The 13,140-nt window shown below is 68.5% G+C and carries 13 protein-coding genes and 1 riboswitch; of the genes, 9 read left to right on the top strand and 4 right to left on the bottom strand.

Annotated elements, in window-relative coordinates:
• Nucleotides 1–60 precede the first annotated feature (60 nt).
• The 6 genes from WJ16_RS05835 to WJ16_RS05810 all read left to right on the top strand — a co-directional run bounded on the left by WJ16_RS05835 (nucleotide 61) and on the right by WJ16_RS05810 (nucleotide 6,250).
• Entirely contained in the window at nucleotides 61–1,089 is a 1,029-nt protein-coding gene (locus WJ16_RS05835) for an ABC transporter substrate-binding protein (protein ID WP_069256242.1), read from the top strand.
• Between the two features lie 17 nt (nucleotides 1,090–1,106).
• The gene (locus WJ16_RS05830) at nucleotides 1,107–1,931 is read left to right on the top strand and encodes an ABC transporter permease (protein ID WP_069256241.1); all 825 of its coding nucleotides are present in this window, start codon (nucleotides 1,107–1,109) and stop codon (nucleotides 1,929–1,931) included.
• Between the two features lie 10 nt (nucleotides 1,932–1,941).
• A complete protein-coding gene (locus WJ16_RS05825; protein ID WP_069256240.1) occupies nucleotides 1,942–2,844 on the top strand; it encodes an ABC transporter permease in 903 nt (300 codons plus the stop codon).
• Nucleotides 2,845–2,876: 32 nt separating this feature from the next.
• Nucleotides 2,877–3,908, top strand: a complete 1,032-nt coding sequence (locus WJ16_RS05820) for an ABC transporter ATP-binding protein (protein ID WP_069256239.1) — start codon at nucleotides 2,877–2,879, stop codon at nucleotides 3,906–3,908.
• A gap of 39 nt (nucleotides 3,909–3,947) precedes the next feature.
• Nucleotides 3,948–4,772 (top strand): phosphodiesterase, encoded by an 825-nt coding sequence (locus WJ16_RS05815; RefSeq protein WP_069256238.1) that lies wholly within the window; start codon nucleotides 3,948–3,950, stop codon nucleotides 4,770–4,772.
• A 278-nt stretch (nucleotides 4,773–5,050) separates the two neighbouring features.
• Nucleotides 5,051–6,250, top strand: coding sequence for an MFS transporter (locus tag WJ16_RS05810; RefSeq protein ID WP_069256237.1), 1,200 nt, complete (start codon nucleotides 5,051–5,053; stop codon nucleotides 6,248–6,250).
• A gap of 21 nt (nucleotides 6,251–6,271) precedes the next feature.
• Here WJ16_RS05810 and WJ16_RS05805 read toward each other — a convergent pair whose 3' ends face one another.
• From WJ16_RS05805 to WJ16_RS05790, 4 genes are all read right to left on the bottom strand, one after another.
• Nucleotides 6,272–7,465 (bottom strand): EamA family transporter, encoded by a 1,194-nt coding sequence (locus WJ16_RS05805; protein WP_069256236.1) that lies wholly within the window; start codon nucleotides 7,463–7,465, stop codon nucleotides 6,272–6,274.
• A gap of 301 nt (nucleotides 7,466–7,766) precedes the next feature.
• Nucleotides 7,767–8,555 carry a molybdopterin-dependent oxidoreductase gene (locus WJ16_RS05800; RefSeq protein ID WP_069256235.1) on the bottom strand — a complete coding sequence of 263 codons (789 nt, stop codon included), beginning with the start codon at nucleotides 8,553–8,555 and terminating at the stop codon, nucleotides 7,767–7,769.
• 30 nt (nucleotides 8,556–8,585) lie between these two features.
• On the bottom strand, nucleotides 8,586–9,218 hold the full coding sequence (locus WJ16_RS05795) for a cytochrome b/b6 domain-containing protein (RefSeq protein ID WP_069256234.1): 633 nt from the start codon (nucleotides 9,216–9,218) through the stop codon (nucleotides 8,586–8,588).
• Nucleotides 9,219–9,324: 106 nt separating this feature from the next.
• Nucleotides 9,325–9,603: a pentapeptide MXKDX repeat protein gene (locus WJ16_RS05790; protein WP_069256233.1), complete on the bottom strand. Its 279-nt coding sequence runs from the start codon at nucleotides 9,601–9,603 to the stop codon at nucleotides 9,325–9,327.
• A 268-nt stretch (nucleotides 9,604–9,871) separates the two neighbouring features.
• Nucleotides 9,872–9,988: riboswitch (TPP riboswitch) on the top strand.
• 123 nt (nucleotides 9,989–10,111) lie between these two features.
• On the opposite strand from WJ16_RS05790, the gene thiC reads away from it, so the two are divergent.
• The 3 genes from thiC (at nucleotide 10,112) to WJ16_RS05775 (ending at nucleotide 12,992) form a co-directional block, all read left to right on the top strand.
• Entirely contained in the window at nucleotides 10,112–12,043 is a 1,932-nt protein-coding gene (gene thiC, locus WJ16_RS05785; protein ID WP_069256232.1) for a phosphomethylpyrimidine synthase ThiC, read from the top strand.
• Nucleotides 12,044–12,295: 252 nt separating this feature from the next.
• Nucleotides 12,296–12,508 (top strand): glycine zipper 2TM domain-containing protein, encoded by a 213-nt coding sequence (locus WJ16_RS05780; RefSeq protein WP_069256231.1) that lies wholly within the window; start codon nucleotides 12,296–12,298, stop codon nucleotides 12,506–12,508.
• 232 nt (nucleotides 12,509–12,740) lie between these two features.
• Nucleotides 12,741–12,992: a hypothetical protein gene (locus WJ16_RS05775; protein WP_069256230.1), complete on the top strand. Its 252-nt coding sequence runs from the start codon at nucleotides 12,741–12,743 to the stop codon at nucleotides 12,990–12,992.
• Nucleotides 12,993–13,140 lie beyond the last annotated feature (148 nt).

The raw sequence follows: 13,140 nt of genomic DNA, 5'->3' as shown, positions 1-13,140 counted from the left end.
CCGCCTATCCCGCACACCCCCCACGCCACCCAGCGCCTCACACTCGCCCGGAGACCCACCGTGTCCTTTCGCCTGACCTCGCTGCTGCGCGCATTCGCCGCGCCGCTCGCCTGCGCCGCGCTCGTCGCCGGCGCGCCCGCCGCCCATGCCGACGAAACGGCGATCTGCTACAACTGCCCGCCCGAATGGGCCGACTGGGCCGCGCAGATCGCCGCGATCAAGCAGAAGACCGGCATTCGCGTGCCGTTCGACAACAAGAACTCGGGCCAGTCGATCGCGCAGCTGATCGCCGAGCAGAAGAGCCCGGTGGCCGACGTCGTGTACCTCGGCGTGTCGTCCGCGTTCCAGGCGAAGGACAAGGGCGTGATCGCGCCGTACAAGCCCGCGCACTGGAACGACATCCCCGCGAACCTGAAGGACCCGCAAGGCTACTGGTTCGCGATCCACTCGGGCACGCTCGGCTTCTTCGTGAACAAGGATGCGCTCGACGGCAAGCCGGTGCCGCGCTCGTGGGCCGATCTGCTGAAGCCCGAATACAAGGGCATGGTCGGTTATCTCGACCCGTCGAGCGCGTTCGTCGGCTATGCGGGCGCGGTCGCGGTGAACCAGGCGCTCGGCGGCAGCCTCGACAACTTCAAGCCGGCGCTCGACTGGTTCCGCAAGCTGAAGGCGAATGCGCCGATCGTGCCGAAGCAGACCGCGTACGCGCGCGTGCTGTCCGGCGAGATTCCGATCCTGCTCGACTACGACTTCGACGCGTATCGCGCGAAGTACAAGGACAACGCGAACGTCGAATTCGTGATTCCGAAGGAAGGCACGATCGCGGTGCCGTACGTGATGAGTCTCGTGAAAGGCGCGCCGCACGACGCGAACGGCAAGAAGGTGCTGGACTTCGTGCTGTCGGACGAAGGCCAGAAGCTGTGGGCCAGCGCGTACCTGCGCCCGGTGCGCGCACAGGCGCTCGGTGCGGACATCGCCGCGAAGTTCCTGCCGGCGAGCGACTATGCGCGCGCGAAGCCGGTCGACTTCGGCAAGATGGCGGCCGGCCAGCAGGCGTTCGGCCAGCAATACCTGCAGGTCATGCAGTAAGGCGCGGAACACAAGCGATGCTCGACCTGACTTTCCCGCTGCGCTGGCGCGTCGCGCTCGTCGCGCCGGCGCTCGCGGTGTTCGCCGCGTTCTGGCTGCTGCCGATGGCCTCGCTCGTGCAGGTCTCCGCCGACGGCGCGTTCTTCTCGCACTACGCGGCGCTGCTCGGCAATGCGCGTTACATGAAGAGTCTCGGCGAGACGGTCGCGCTGTCCGCGGGCGTCACGCTCGCGACACTCGCGCTGTCGACGATCTCCGGCCTGCTGCTCGCGCGCCGCGAATTCGCGGGCAAGCGCGTGCTGCTCGCGCTGCTCACGTTTCCGCTCGCGTTCCCGGGCGTCGTCGTCGGCTTCATGGTGATCATGCTCGCCGGGCGTCAGGGGCTGATCGGGATGCTGTCGGCGAAACTCACCGGCGACAAGTGGGTATTCGCGTACTCGGTGGCGGGCCTGTTCGTCGGCTACCTGTACTTCTCGATTCCGCGCGTGATCGTCACCGTGATCGCGGCCGCGTCGAAGCTCGACGCGTCGCTCGAGGAAGCCGCGCGCTCGCTCGGCGCATCGCCGTGGCGCATCTTCGTCGACATCGTGCTGCCCGCGCTCGCGCCGGGCCTGATCGCGGCCGGCGCGATCTGCTTCGCGACTGCGATGGGCGCGTTCGGTACCGCGTTCACGCTCGCCACCGACCTGAACGTGCTGCCGATGACGATCTATACCGAGTTCACGCTGAACGCGAACATCGCAACCGCGGCCGGCCTGTCGATCGTGCTCGGCATCGTCACGTGGGTCGTGCTCGCGCTCGCGCGCCGCTTCACCGGTCACACCGCCGCCGCCGCGGCCTGAGGATTCCCGCATGCCATCGCTTTCCGGTTCTTCCGCGCCGTCGCCGGCCCCCGCGCCGGCTTCCGTTCACGCCAGGCGCGCTGCCCGGCACGCGCCGCGCGTCGCGGGTGCGCGCGCGATCGCCGTGCTGCAATGGGGCATCACGCTGCTGCTGGGCGCGTTCCTGATCGTGCCCGTCGTGATGTCGGTGCTCGCAGGGCTGACCGTCAACTATTTCCGCGGGCTGTCGAGCGGCCTCACGCTGCGCTGGCTCGAACAGGTGTGGCAGCAATATCACGGCTCGGTCGCGCTGTCGCTGTACGTCGCGTTCGCGACGCTCGCGATCGTGCTCGCGATCGGCGTGCCGGTCGGCTATGCGCTCGCGCGCAGCCGGAGCCGGGTCGCACGCGCGATCGAGGAAGCGCTCGTGCTGCCGGTCGCGCTGCCCGGTCTCGCATCGGCGCTCGCGCTGCTGGTCGTGTACGGCGGCTTCACCGCGTTCCGGATGAGCCTGTGGTTCATCGTGGTCGGCCACGTCGTGTTCACGCTGCCGTTCATGGTGCGCGCGGTGGCAGCCGTCGCGGCCGGCGCCGACCTGCGCACGCTCGAGGAAGGCGCGGCGAGCCTCGGCGCGTCGTTCGTCACGCGCTTCGTGACGATCGTGCTGCCGAACCTGCGGCCCGGCATCGTCGCCGGCGCGCTCGCGGTGCTCACGCTGTCGATCGGCGAATTCAACCTCACGTGGATGCTGCATACGCCCGACACCAAGACGCTGCCGGTCGGGCTCGCCGATACGTACGCGTCGCTGCGCCTCGAAGTCGGCAGCGCGTACACGATCCTGTTCCTGCTGATGACGCTGCCGCTGCTCGTCGCGATGCAGTGGCTCGGCGTCGAGCCTTCCGGCACGCGCGCGCTCAAGCAACGCCCGCGCTGAACCTGCGCTGAACCGCTGAACCATTCGCACACATGAAACTCGATTCCACTCCTATCACCCTGACCGGCTGCGCGAAAACGTTCCGCGGCACGCGCGTGCTCGAACCGCTCGACCTGTCGATCGGCGCAGGCGAAACGCTCGTGCTGCTCGGCCCGTCGGGCTGCGGCAAGACCACGACGCTGCGCCTGATCGCCGGCCTCGACACGCCGGATGCCGGCGGCACGATCGCGTTCGGCGACGACGACGTCACCGCGCTGCCGATCGAGCGCCGGCAGGTCGGCATGGTGTTCCAGAACTACGCGCTGTTTCCGAACCTGACGGTGCGCGGCAACGTCGGCTACGGGCTGAAGATCCGCAAGACCGAGCCGCGCGCGCTGCGCGAGCGCGTCGACGAACTGCTCGCGATGATGCGGCTCGACGCGCATGCGGACAAACCGGTCGACCAGCTGTCGGGCGGCCAGCGCCAGCGGGTCGCCCTGGCACGCGCACTCGCGGTCCGCCCGCGCGTGCTGCTGCTCGACGAGCCGCTGACCGCGCTCGACGCGAAGCTGCGCGACGTGCTGCGCCGCGACATGAATGCGCTATTGCGCGAGCTCGGCGTGACGACCGTCTACGTGACGCACGACCAGGCCGAGGCGATGGAGCTCGGCGACCGGATCGTCGTGATGGGCGCGGGCCGCATCGAGCAGATCGGCACGCCGCGCGACATCTATTACCGGCCGGCGAACCGCACCGTCGCGCAGTTCATCGGCACGCTGAACCGGCTTGCGGGACAATGGCGCGACGGCGCGCTCGTGACGACGGGCGGCTCGATCGTCACGCCGCACGCCGCCGACGAGTGGTTCTTCCGGCCGGAGGACGCGCAGCTCGCCGATCCCGCGCATGCACCGCTGCGCGGCGCGATCGGCGCGTGCGCGTTTCTCGGCGAGCGCACGCGGCTCACGATCGAGCATGCGGCGCCCGACGCGCTCGTGATCGACGTGCCGGGCCGCATCGAGCTCGCGCGCGGCACGGCGGTCGGCATCGCGATCGACGCGCAAGGACTGATCGCACTCGCCGCGTAATACCGCCCCACGATAACCAGACAATTCCGAGGAACGACGATGCTGCTTGCTCAAATCAGCGACCTTCACATCAAGCGTCCGGGCCAGCTCGCGTACCGGCGCGTCGACACGGCCGCCGCGCTCGCGCGCTGCATCGCGAAGCTGAACGCGTTGGAGCCGCGCCCTGACGCGGTGCTCGTCACGGGCGACCTGACCGATTTCGGCCACGACGACGAATACCGCCATCTGCGCGACCTGCTCGCGCCGCTCGAGATTCCGTATTACCTGATGGTCGGCAATCACGACGATCGCGCGGGACTGCGCCGCGTGTTCGCCGATCGCCCCGAGCTGCACGACGGCGCGTTCGTGCAGTATGCGATCGACGTCGGCGCGGTGCGCGTGCTTGCGCTCGATTCGCAGGTGCCCGGCGCGAGCCACGGCGATCTGTGCGATGCGCGGCTTGCGTGGCTCGCCGCGCAACTGGGCGCGGCGCGCGACCGGCCGGTGATCGTCGCGCTGCATCATCCGCCGTTCGCATCCGGGATCGGCCACATGGACGCGCTGCGCCTCGCGCCCGCCGCCGCCGCCAAACTCGATACGCTGCTGCGCGGCTACCCGAACGTCGAGCGCGTGCTGTGCGGGCACGTGCACCGGACGATGTTCACGCGCTTCGGCGGCACGCTCGCGTCGGCGGTGCCGGCGCCCGGGCACCAGGTGGCGTTCGACCTGCGCGCGGACGCACCGTCCGCGTTCCGGCTCGAGCCGCCCGCGTTCGCGGTGCATTTCCATGCGCCGGACGCGGGGATGACGTCCCATCACGTGTATGTGGACGAAGGCGACGGACCCTATCCGTTCTATGAACCGAGCGGGGAACTGGTCGACTGACCGTGCGCATCGGTCGCGCGTCGTGGGCGGCTCGGGCCGGGCGCGATGCGGGACGGCTGGTCGCGCCCGATAGCGGGCGCTCGCGGGCGGCGATGCCGCGAGCGCGGCTGTCTGCTGTCTGCCTTCCGCCTTCCGGCCGCCCGGCTCCCTATCCGCCCGGCCGGCAGAATTCCCGGTGCTCGGGTATGATCGGCAGCCTCGATCGGCACCCAGGCCGCCCGCGCAACCGCCGTTGCGCCGCACGCCCGCGCGCCGCCCCACTCCGTTCCGTCGCAGCCATGTCCTCCGCCTCCACCGACCGCCCGACCGACGCCGTCTCGCCCCATTACTCGCGCAGCCTGCTGTTGCTGCTCGCGACGATCGCGGGGGTGTCGGTCGCGAACATCTACTACAACCAGCCGCTGCTCGACAGCTTCCGCTCGGCCTTTCCCGACGGCGCGTCCTGGATCGGCGCGGTGCCGACCGCCACGCAGCTCGGCTACGCGGCCGGGATGTTCCTGCTCGCGCCGCTCGGCGACCGCTTCGATCGGCGCGGGCTGATCCTGATGCAGATCGCGGGCCTGTCGATCGCGCTGATCGTCGCCGCGACCGCGCCGTCGCTGACGGTGCTCGCCGTCGCGAGCCTCGCGATCGGCGTGCTCGCGACGATCGCGCAGCAGGCCGTGCCGTTCGCGGCCGAGATCGCGCCGCCGGCCGAGCGCGGCCATGCGGTCGGTACCGTGATGAGCGGCCTGCTCCTCGGGATCCTGCTGGCGCGCACCGCGGCCGGCTTCGTCGCCGAATATTTCGGCTGGCGGGCCGTGTTCGGCGCGTCCGTGGCGGCGCTCGTCGCGCTGGCCGCGGTGATCGTGCTGCGGCTGCCGCGCAGCACGCCGACATCGACGCTGTCGTACGGCAAGCTGCTCGGCTCGATGTGGCATCTGGCGGTCGAACTGCGCGGGCTGCGCGAGGCGTCGCTGACGGGTGCCGCGCTGTTCGCGGCGTTCAGCGCGTTCTGGCCGGTGCTCACGCTGCTGCTGGCCGGCGCGCCGTTCCATCTCGGCCCGCAGGCCGCGGGGCTCTTCGGAATCGTCGGCGCGGCCGGCGCGCTGGCCGCCCCGTACGCAGGCCGTTTCGCCGACAAGCGCGGCCCGCGCACGATCATCTCGCTCGCGATCGCACTGCTCGCGGCGTCGTTCGTGATTTTCGCGCTGTCGGGGACGAGCCTCGTCGGGCTCGTGATCGGCGTGATCGTGCTGGATGTCGGCGTGCAGGCCGCGCAGATCTCGAACCAGTCGCGCATTTACGCGCTGAAGCCCGACGCGCGCAGCCGCGTGAACACCGTGTACATGGTGTGCTACTTCATCGGCGGCGCGCTCGGCTCGTCGGCCGGCGTCGCCGCGTGGCACGCATTCGGCTGGATCGGCATGTGCGCGGCCGGCCTCGTCTTTACCGCGCTCGCCGGTTGGTCCCACTACCGCGGCGCACGACGCGGCTGAACCCGGCCGGACGCGCCGGCGTCACGCGTTCGCGCGCGATGCGGCCGGTTCGTCGGCCGGCGGCGGCGCGAATGCCTGCGCGGGATCCATGACCGCGGCCGGGTCCACGACGGCGCCGGGCGCCGGCACGGCAAGCGGTACGGCGGAAGGCGTAAGGATCGGCGCGGGATCGGGCATCGCGGACTGATCCGCTGCGGCTGCCGGCATCGCTGCCGGCACCGCGTCCGATTCGGCGGTGGCGCCGGCCACCGCTGACGAAGCGTCGGCCGCCGCGGACGGCGCAGGCCGGCGGGCCGGATCGAACAGGAACGACAACCCGACGCTGCCGAGGATCGCGACGGTCGCGACCACGGTCGCCGTCGTCACCGGTTCGCCGAGTATCAACGCGCCGAGCGCGACCGCGACGATCGGGTTCACGTACATGCAGCTGCTCGCGATGATGGGGCTCGTATGGCGGATCAGGTAGCCGTACGCGACATACGCGGCCATCGTGCAGAACACCATCAGGTACAGGAACGCGAACACGGGCCCCACCGCGACCTGCTCGATGCGCTCGCCCATCAGCCATGCGGCGAGCGTGGACAGCAGGCCGCCGAGCCCGATCTGCAGCGACGTCGACAGGAACAGGTCCGACGGCAGCTTGAGCCGCGTCGCAAGATGCGCGCCGCCCGCCCAGAACAGCGCGCCGGCCAGCACGCAGATCGTGCCGAGCGCCGAGTTCGCGGCGCCCGCGCCGCCCGAGTTCAGCACGACGATGCCGACCATCCCGAGCGCGACGGCCGCCCACTCGCCCTTCGTCACCGGCCGGCCGGCGACCGCCGCGATCACGGTCGCGAACAGCGGCACCGTGGCGACCATCACCGCGGCCGAGCCGCTGCTGACGGTCCGCATCCCGAGTGCGATCGTGCCCGACGACAGCGCGACCAGCATCGTGCCGACGATCGCCGAATTGCGGATTTCCAGCAGCGTGGGCCATTCGGGCTTGCGCCGCAGCGCGAAGATGAACAGGCCGATGCCGCCCAGCAGGTTGCGCAGCCCCGACAGCAGCAGCGGCGGGAACGACTGCAGCGCGAAATGCAGCCCGCTGTACGTCGAACCCCAGACGAAATAGATGAACACGAGGGCCAGCGCGACGCGGCCGCCGCGGCTTTGCGGCAGGCGGATCCGGATCGGCAGGCGGGCGAGGAAATCGAGAAGGCGGTCGAGCGGGGTCATCGTTCGGAGCCCCCGGCAACCCGCCGCGGATGCGGGCGGGACAAACCGGCGAGGCCGGCAAGTACGCCGACCGGGACCGGAGCGGCGAACAAAGACGTGCGGAACGACATGACGGTGCGAACGGCGACGAAAAGCGGACCCGGGCGATCCGGCCACGGACGGACAAAAAAAGCGTGCGTGGCCATGCCGGCCACGCACGTCGAGCATTATGCATTAAGGATTCGAAAGGCGACCGCAGACCTCGCTGAAAGGCTGGCGACTGACGTTTCGGCACGACACCCGGCGCCCCGCGTGGCCCGCGTCACGATCCGCCGAACCAGTTGTATCCCTGATCGACCCAATAGCCGCCCGGAAAAGTGTCGGTCACGAAGATTTCCATGATGTGCTTCGGATTCTTGTAGCCGAGCTTGGTCGGCATCCGCAGCTTCATCGGAAAACCGAACTCCGGCGGCAGACGATGGCCGTCGTAATCGAATGCGAGCAGCGTCTGCGGATGCAGCGCGGTCGGCATGTCGATGCTTTCGTAGTAATCGTCCGCGCACTTGAAGCCGACGTACTTCGCGTGCGTATCGGCGCCCGCCCTTGCGAGGAACGCGCCGAACGGCGTGCCGCCCCAGCGGCCGATCGCGCTCCACCCTTCCACGCAGATGTGCCGCGTGATCTGCTCCGCGTGCGGCAGCGCGTACAGTTCGTCGAGCGTCCACACGCGCTTGCCCGTCACTCGGCCCGACAGCACGAGCCGGTACGTCGATGCGTCGACGTGCGGCACGTCGTCGATGCCGTAGTACGCGTTGAACGGGAACGGCCGCGTGATGTCGGCTTCGGTGTAGGTCGGCGCAAGCCGCTCGCCGCTGAAGAGCCAGGCCTGCACGCGGTCGTTCATCCGCGACACGCGTTCGAGAAACGTGTTGACCGATGCATCGTCGTGCAGCGTGCAACCGGTCAGCATCGTCAGGCCGCCGAGCGTCAGGATGCGCCGATTGAACAGCCGCCGCGACGGCATCTCCAGCTCGCGACGCACGTCGATTTCGAGCGACTTGCGGTCGAGCGCCCAGCGCGAACCGTCGCGCTTGATTTCGGATTCCGACATGATGATTTCCTTTGTCCGGGATTCGCCGGATCAGCGGCCGCGCAGCATCGCGAGCAGCGAGCGCGGCACGAGCAGCGCCATCCCGACGTGCACGACGAAGAACGCGACCAGCAGCGACATCGCCCAGAAATGCACGACGCGTGCGTTGTCGTAACCGCCGAACAGTTCGCGCAGCAGCGGAAACTGCACCGACTTCCAGATCGTCAGCCCGGAGAGCACCAGCAGGATCAGATCGACGATCGCGATCAGGTACGCGGCACGCTGTACCGCGTTGTAGACGCTCAGATCGTCGTGCGCGAGGTGCCCGCGCAACGCGGCGCGCACGTCGCGCCACACCGACGCCGGCGTGACGGGCAGCATCTTGCGCGCGAGGCGTCCGGTCGCAATTGCCATCGTCAAATAGAACAGCCCGTTGGCGACAAGCAGCCACATCGCCGCAAAATGCCATTGCAGCGCGCCGCCGAGCCAGCCGCCGAGCGTGATGCCGTGCGCAAACGTGAACGACGGATAGATCGGCGACGCGTCGTAGATGCGCCAGCCCGACAGCGCCATCAGGATCGCCGCGAGCGCGTTGAGCCAGTGGCTCGCGCGCACCCACAACGGATGAATCGGGCGCGCGGGCGGCGCGGCGGGCGCGCGGTTCGTGGCGGGGACGGTTTGCATGATGAGGACTCCCGAAACGGGTCGAAGAAACGCAACGCGACGACACGGGACGCGGGCGGCCGGCCGTGTCGCGGATAACACGCGCCGGCCGCCCGCGCCCGCGCCGTCAGTTGGACGGCGCCATCTTGTCGCCCGACGACTTGCCCATCGCGTCGTGCGACATCGCGTCCTTCTTCATCGTATGCTTTTTCATCGCGCCTTTCTTCATCGCGCCATCCTTCGCCATCGCATCGTGGCCCATTGCGTCTTTTGCCATCGCGTCGTGGCCCATCGCGTCTTTCGACATCGACGAACCGTTTTGCGACATCGCGTCGTTCTGCGCATACGCGCCCGTTGCAAGCGTGGCGAAAGCGGCGACACAGGCTGCGATCAGTACGTTTTTCATGATTACTCTCCGAAACATGGGTTTGAGGAGCCCAATAGACGGACGACGTCGCGAGAAATGACAGCCGGCCCGAAAATATTTTTTGGCCGGCCGGGCGCCGCCCCGATGCTGCACTGCTGCGCCGCCGCCGGCCGCGCTGCCGGCGCGAGCGGCGGCGATCGATGATGCGGTGCACCGCCGGCACGCAGCGCCGGCGCGCCCAGGCCCGTCCCGGCGAACCGCCGCGCTACCGGTTGAAACCGCCGCAAAGCCGGTGTATCGTGTGCCCTTGCTAACGCGGGGGTCCTGCGATGCGTTCGGTCGAACGACCGGCATTGCGGGTGAGAAATACCCTTTGAACCTGATCTGGATAATGCCAGCGCAGGGAAGCGTACGGATTCCGCCGCCATCCTTCTGACGAATCCGCCGCCTCACCAAACCTCGTCTCCTGCTTAGCTCGAGCCCCACATTCGTCAAGGGCTCCGGGCAAGCGCCGCAGCGCGTGTCCGGCGCTCACACAGGAGATTGCATGAACGCCAATCCGAAGTTTCTGTCCGCCGACGCTCATGTCGATGCCGCGGCCGTCGCCCCGCTGCCGAATTCCCGCAAGGTCTACGTCACCGGCTCGCAGCCCGACATCCGCGTGCCGATGCGTGAAATCACGCAGGCCGACACGCCGACCGGCTTCGGCGGAGAGAAGAATCCGCCGATCTACGTGTACGACACGTCGGGCCCCTATACCGACCCGGACGCGAAGATCGACATCCGCGCGGGCCTGCCCGCGTTGCGCCAGGGCTGGATCGACGCGCGCGGCGACACCGAGGTACTCGACGGCCTGTCGAGCCGGTACGGCCTCGAGCGCGCGGCCGACCCGGCCACCGCCGACCTGCGTTTCCCAGGCCTGCACCGCAACCCGCGCCGCGCGCGGGCCGGCAAGAACGTCACGCAGATGCACTATGCGCGCCAGGGCATCATCACGCCGGAAATGGAATTCATCGCGATCCGCGAGAACCAGCGCCGCGCCGAGTACCTCGAGAGCCTGAAGGCGAGCGGCCCGAACGGCGCGAAGCTCGCCGCGATGATGGGCCGCCAGCACCCGGGCCAGGCGTTCGGCGCCGCGGCCTTCGGCGCGAACGCGCCCACCGAGATCACGCCGGAATTCGTGCGCTCGGAAGTGGCGTGCGGCCGCGCGATCATCCCCGCGAACATCAACCACCCGGAATCGGAGCCGATGATCATCGGCCGCAACTTCCTCGTGAAGATCAACGCGAACATCGGCAACTCGGCCGTTACGTCGTCGATCGGCGAGGAAGTCGACAAGATGACGTGGGCGATCCGCTGGGGCGGCGACACGGTGATGGACCTGTCGACCGGCAAGCACATCCACGAAACGCGCGAGTGGATCATCCGCAACAGCCCGGTGCCGATCGGCACGGTGCCGATCTACCAGGCGCTCGAAAAGGTCAACGGCAAGGCCGAGGACCTGACCTGGGAAATCTTCCGCGACACGCTGATCGAGCAGGCCGAGCAAGGCGTCGACTACTTCACGATCCACGCGGGCGTGCGCCTGCAGTACGTGCCGCTCACCGCGAACCGGATGACGGGCATCGTGTCGCGCGGCGGTTCGATCATGGCGAAGTGGTGCCTCGCGCATCACAAGGAAAGCTTCCTGTACGAACACTTCGAAGAGATCTGCGAGATCATGAAGGCGTACGACGTGAGCTTCTCGCTCGGCGACGGCCTGCGCCCCGGCTCGATCTACGACGCGAACGACGAAGCGCAGCTCGGCGAGCTGAAAACACTCGGCGAGCTCACGCAGATCGCATGGAAGCACGACGTGCAGGTGATGATCGAAGGCCCGGGCCACGTGCCGATGCAACTGATCAAGGAGAACATGGATCTCCAGCTCGACTGGTGCAAGGAAGCGCCGTTTTACACGCTCGGGCCGCTGACCACCGACATCGCGCCGGGCTACGACCACATCACGTCGGGCATCGGCGCCGCGATGATCGGCTGGTTCGGCACCGCGATGCTGTGCTACGTGACGCCGAAGGAGCACCTGGGCCTGCCGAACAAGGACGACGTGAAGGAAGGGATCATCACGTACAAGCTCGCCGCGCATGCGGCCGACCTGGCCAAGGGCCATCCGGGCGCGCAGGTCCGCGACAACGCGCTGTCCAAGGCGCGCTTCGAGTTCCGCTGGGAAGACCAGTTCAACATCGGCCTCGACCCGGACAAGGCGCGCGAATTCCACGACGAAACGCTGCCGAAGGATTCGGCGAAGGTCGCGCACTTCTGCTCGATGTGCGGCCCGCACTTCTGCTCGATGAAGATCACACAGGACGTGCGTGAGTTTGCGGCACAGCAGGGTGTGTCGGAAACCGAAGCGCTGAAGAAGGGGATGGAAGTCAAGGCGGTCGAATTCGTCAAGACCGGCGCCGAGATCTATCACCGTCAGTAAGCGCATGCGGCGATCCGCGCCGGATCGCCTCGCGATGCGATCGACGAAGCCCGCTTTCGAGCGGGCTTTTTTGCGCCAGCATCGCGCGTGCCCGCGCCTGCAAACGAAACAATTGATTACGAAACCCCGAGAGCCTTAACAAGTCCTTACAGCGGCGTTCCGGCACGGCGAGTAGATTGGTTTCATGCGCGGCCGCCTGCCGGTTGCGCGCTTCTCGTTCACTTTCCGTTCACTACCACAAGGACAACGATCATGAATACGATTCGGCGTTTTGGGGTATACGCTCTCCTCGTCGCGACGGTAGCCAGCCTGTCCGCCTGCGATTCGATGTCGCGACGCCAGCGCGATACGGCCATCGGCGCGGGCGTCGGCGGTGTCGCCGGCGCGGCGATCGGCGGCAGCGCGTTGTCGACGCTCGGCGGTGCGGCGGCCGGCGGCATCATCGGCAACCAGGTCGGCAAGTAACCACGCGGGGCATTTGCCCGGCGCGCACCCGTCGCCCGACACGGCGCGGGCGGGGTTTGGCCAGACGGCGTTTCCGCAGCGCGGAAGCGCCGTTTTCGCATGCGGCGCCGCGATCCGGCCGACTCCGCAGCCGATGCGCGGAAATGATCCGTTACCGTTTTGCGCACCGTGTCGTCGCCGCGCGGCCTAAGCTTAAGCATCTGCCGATTGCCGGCCCCGCCGGAGAGACATCATGAACAGGACCCCCGTCGTCGCGGCGCTCGCCGCCGCGACACTCACCGGCTGCTATTACCCGTACGGCTACTATCCGGCCGGCGGCTATTACGCGGCGGCACCGGTGCAGCCGGCGCCCGTCTACGTCGATCCGGGCCCCGCCTACTACTATCCCGCGCCTGCGTATGCGCCCGCGTGGGGCGGTTATTGGGGACCGGCGCTGTCGCTCAATTTCGGCTTCGGCGGGCGCGGCGGCTGGCGCCATCACTGAACGGCGACGTCGCTTGGCTGCCGGCGCCTGTCGGCGGCGGGCGGCGCTTCCCGCTTCTTGTCCCGTTTCTTGTCGTTTCATCCGGACGTGAAGCGATGGCGCGGTAACGCGGTGTAAGATCCACCGCATCCCGTCCCTCGCCCCTCCT

Origin of the sequence: Burkholderia metallica (assembly GCF_001718555.1) — a bacterium.
Lineage (GTDB): Bacteria > Pseudomonadota > Gammaproteobacteria > Burkholderiales > Burkholderiaceae > Burkholderia > Burkholderia metallica.
This window is presented reverse-complemented; position numbering and strand designations above follow the sequence as displayed.

Coding starts and splice junctions, on each gene's coding strand:
- WJ16_RS05820 (WP_069256239.1), top strand. CDS start 2,877: ATGAAACTCGATTCCACTCCTATCACCCTGACCGGCTGCGCGAAAACG.
- WJ16_RS05790 (WP_069256233.1), bottom strand. CDS start 9,603: ATGAAAAACGTACTGATCGCAGCCTGTGTCGCCGCTTTCGCCACGCTT.
- WJ16_RS05815 (WP_069256238.1), top strand. CDS start 3,948: ATGCTGCTTGCTCAAATCAGCGACCTTCACATCAAGCGTCCGGGCCAG.
- WJ16_RS05775 (WP_069256230.1), top strand. CDS start 12,741: ATGAACAGGACCCCCGTCGTCGCGGCGCTCGCCGCCGCGACACTCACC.
- thiC (WP_069256232.1), top strand. CDS start 10,112: ATGAACGCCAATCCGAAGTTTCTGTCCGCCGACGCTCATGTCGATGCC.
- WJ16_RS05780 (WP_069256231.1), top strand. CDS start 12,296: ATGAATACGATTCGGCGTTTTGGGGTATACGCTCTCCTCGTCGCGACG.
- WJ16_RS05810 (WP_069256237.1), top strand. CDS start 5,051: ATGTCCTCCGCCTCCACCGACCGCCCGACCGACGCCGTCTCGCCCCAT.
- WJ16_RS05830 (WP_069256241.1), top strand. CDS start 1,107: ATGCTCGACCTGACTTTCCCGCTGCGCTGGCGCGTCGCGCTCGTCGCG.
- WJ16_RS05825 (WP_069256240.1), top strand. CDS start 1,942: ATGCCATCGCTTTCCGGTTCTTCCGCGCCGTCGCCGGCCCCCGCGCCG.
- WJ16_RS05805 (WP_069256236.1), bottom strand. CDS start 7,465: ATGACCCCGCTCGACCGCCTTCTCGATTTCCTCGCCCGCCTGCCGATC.
- WJ16_RS05800 (WP_069256235.1), bottom strand. CDS start 8,555: ATGTCGGAATCCGAAATCAAGCGCGACGGTTCGCGCTGGGCGCTCGAC.
- WJ16_RS05795 (WP_069256234.1), bottom strand. CDS start 9,218: ATGCAAACCGTCCCCGCCACGAACCGCGCGCCCGCCGCGCCGCCCGCG.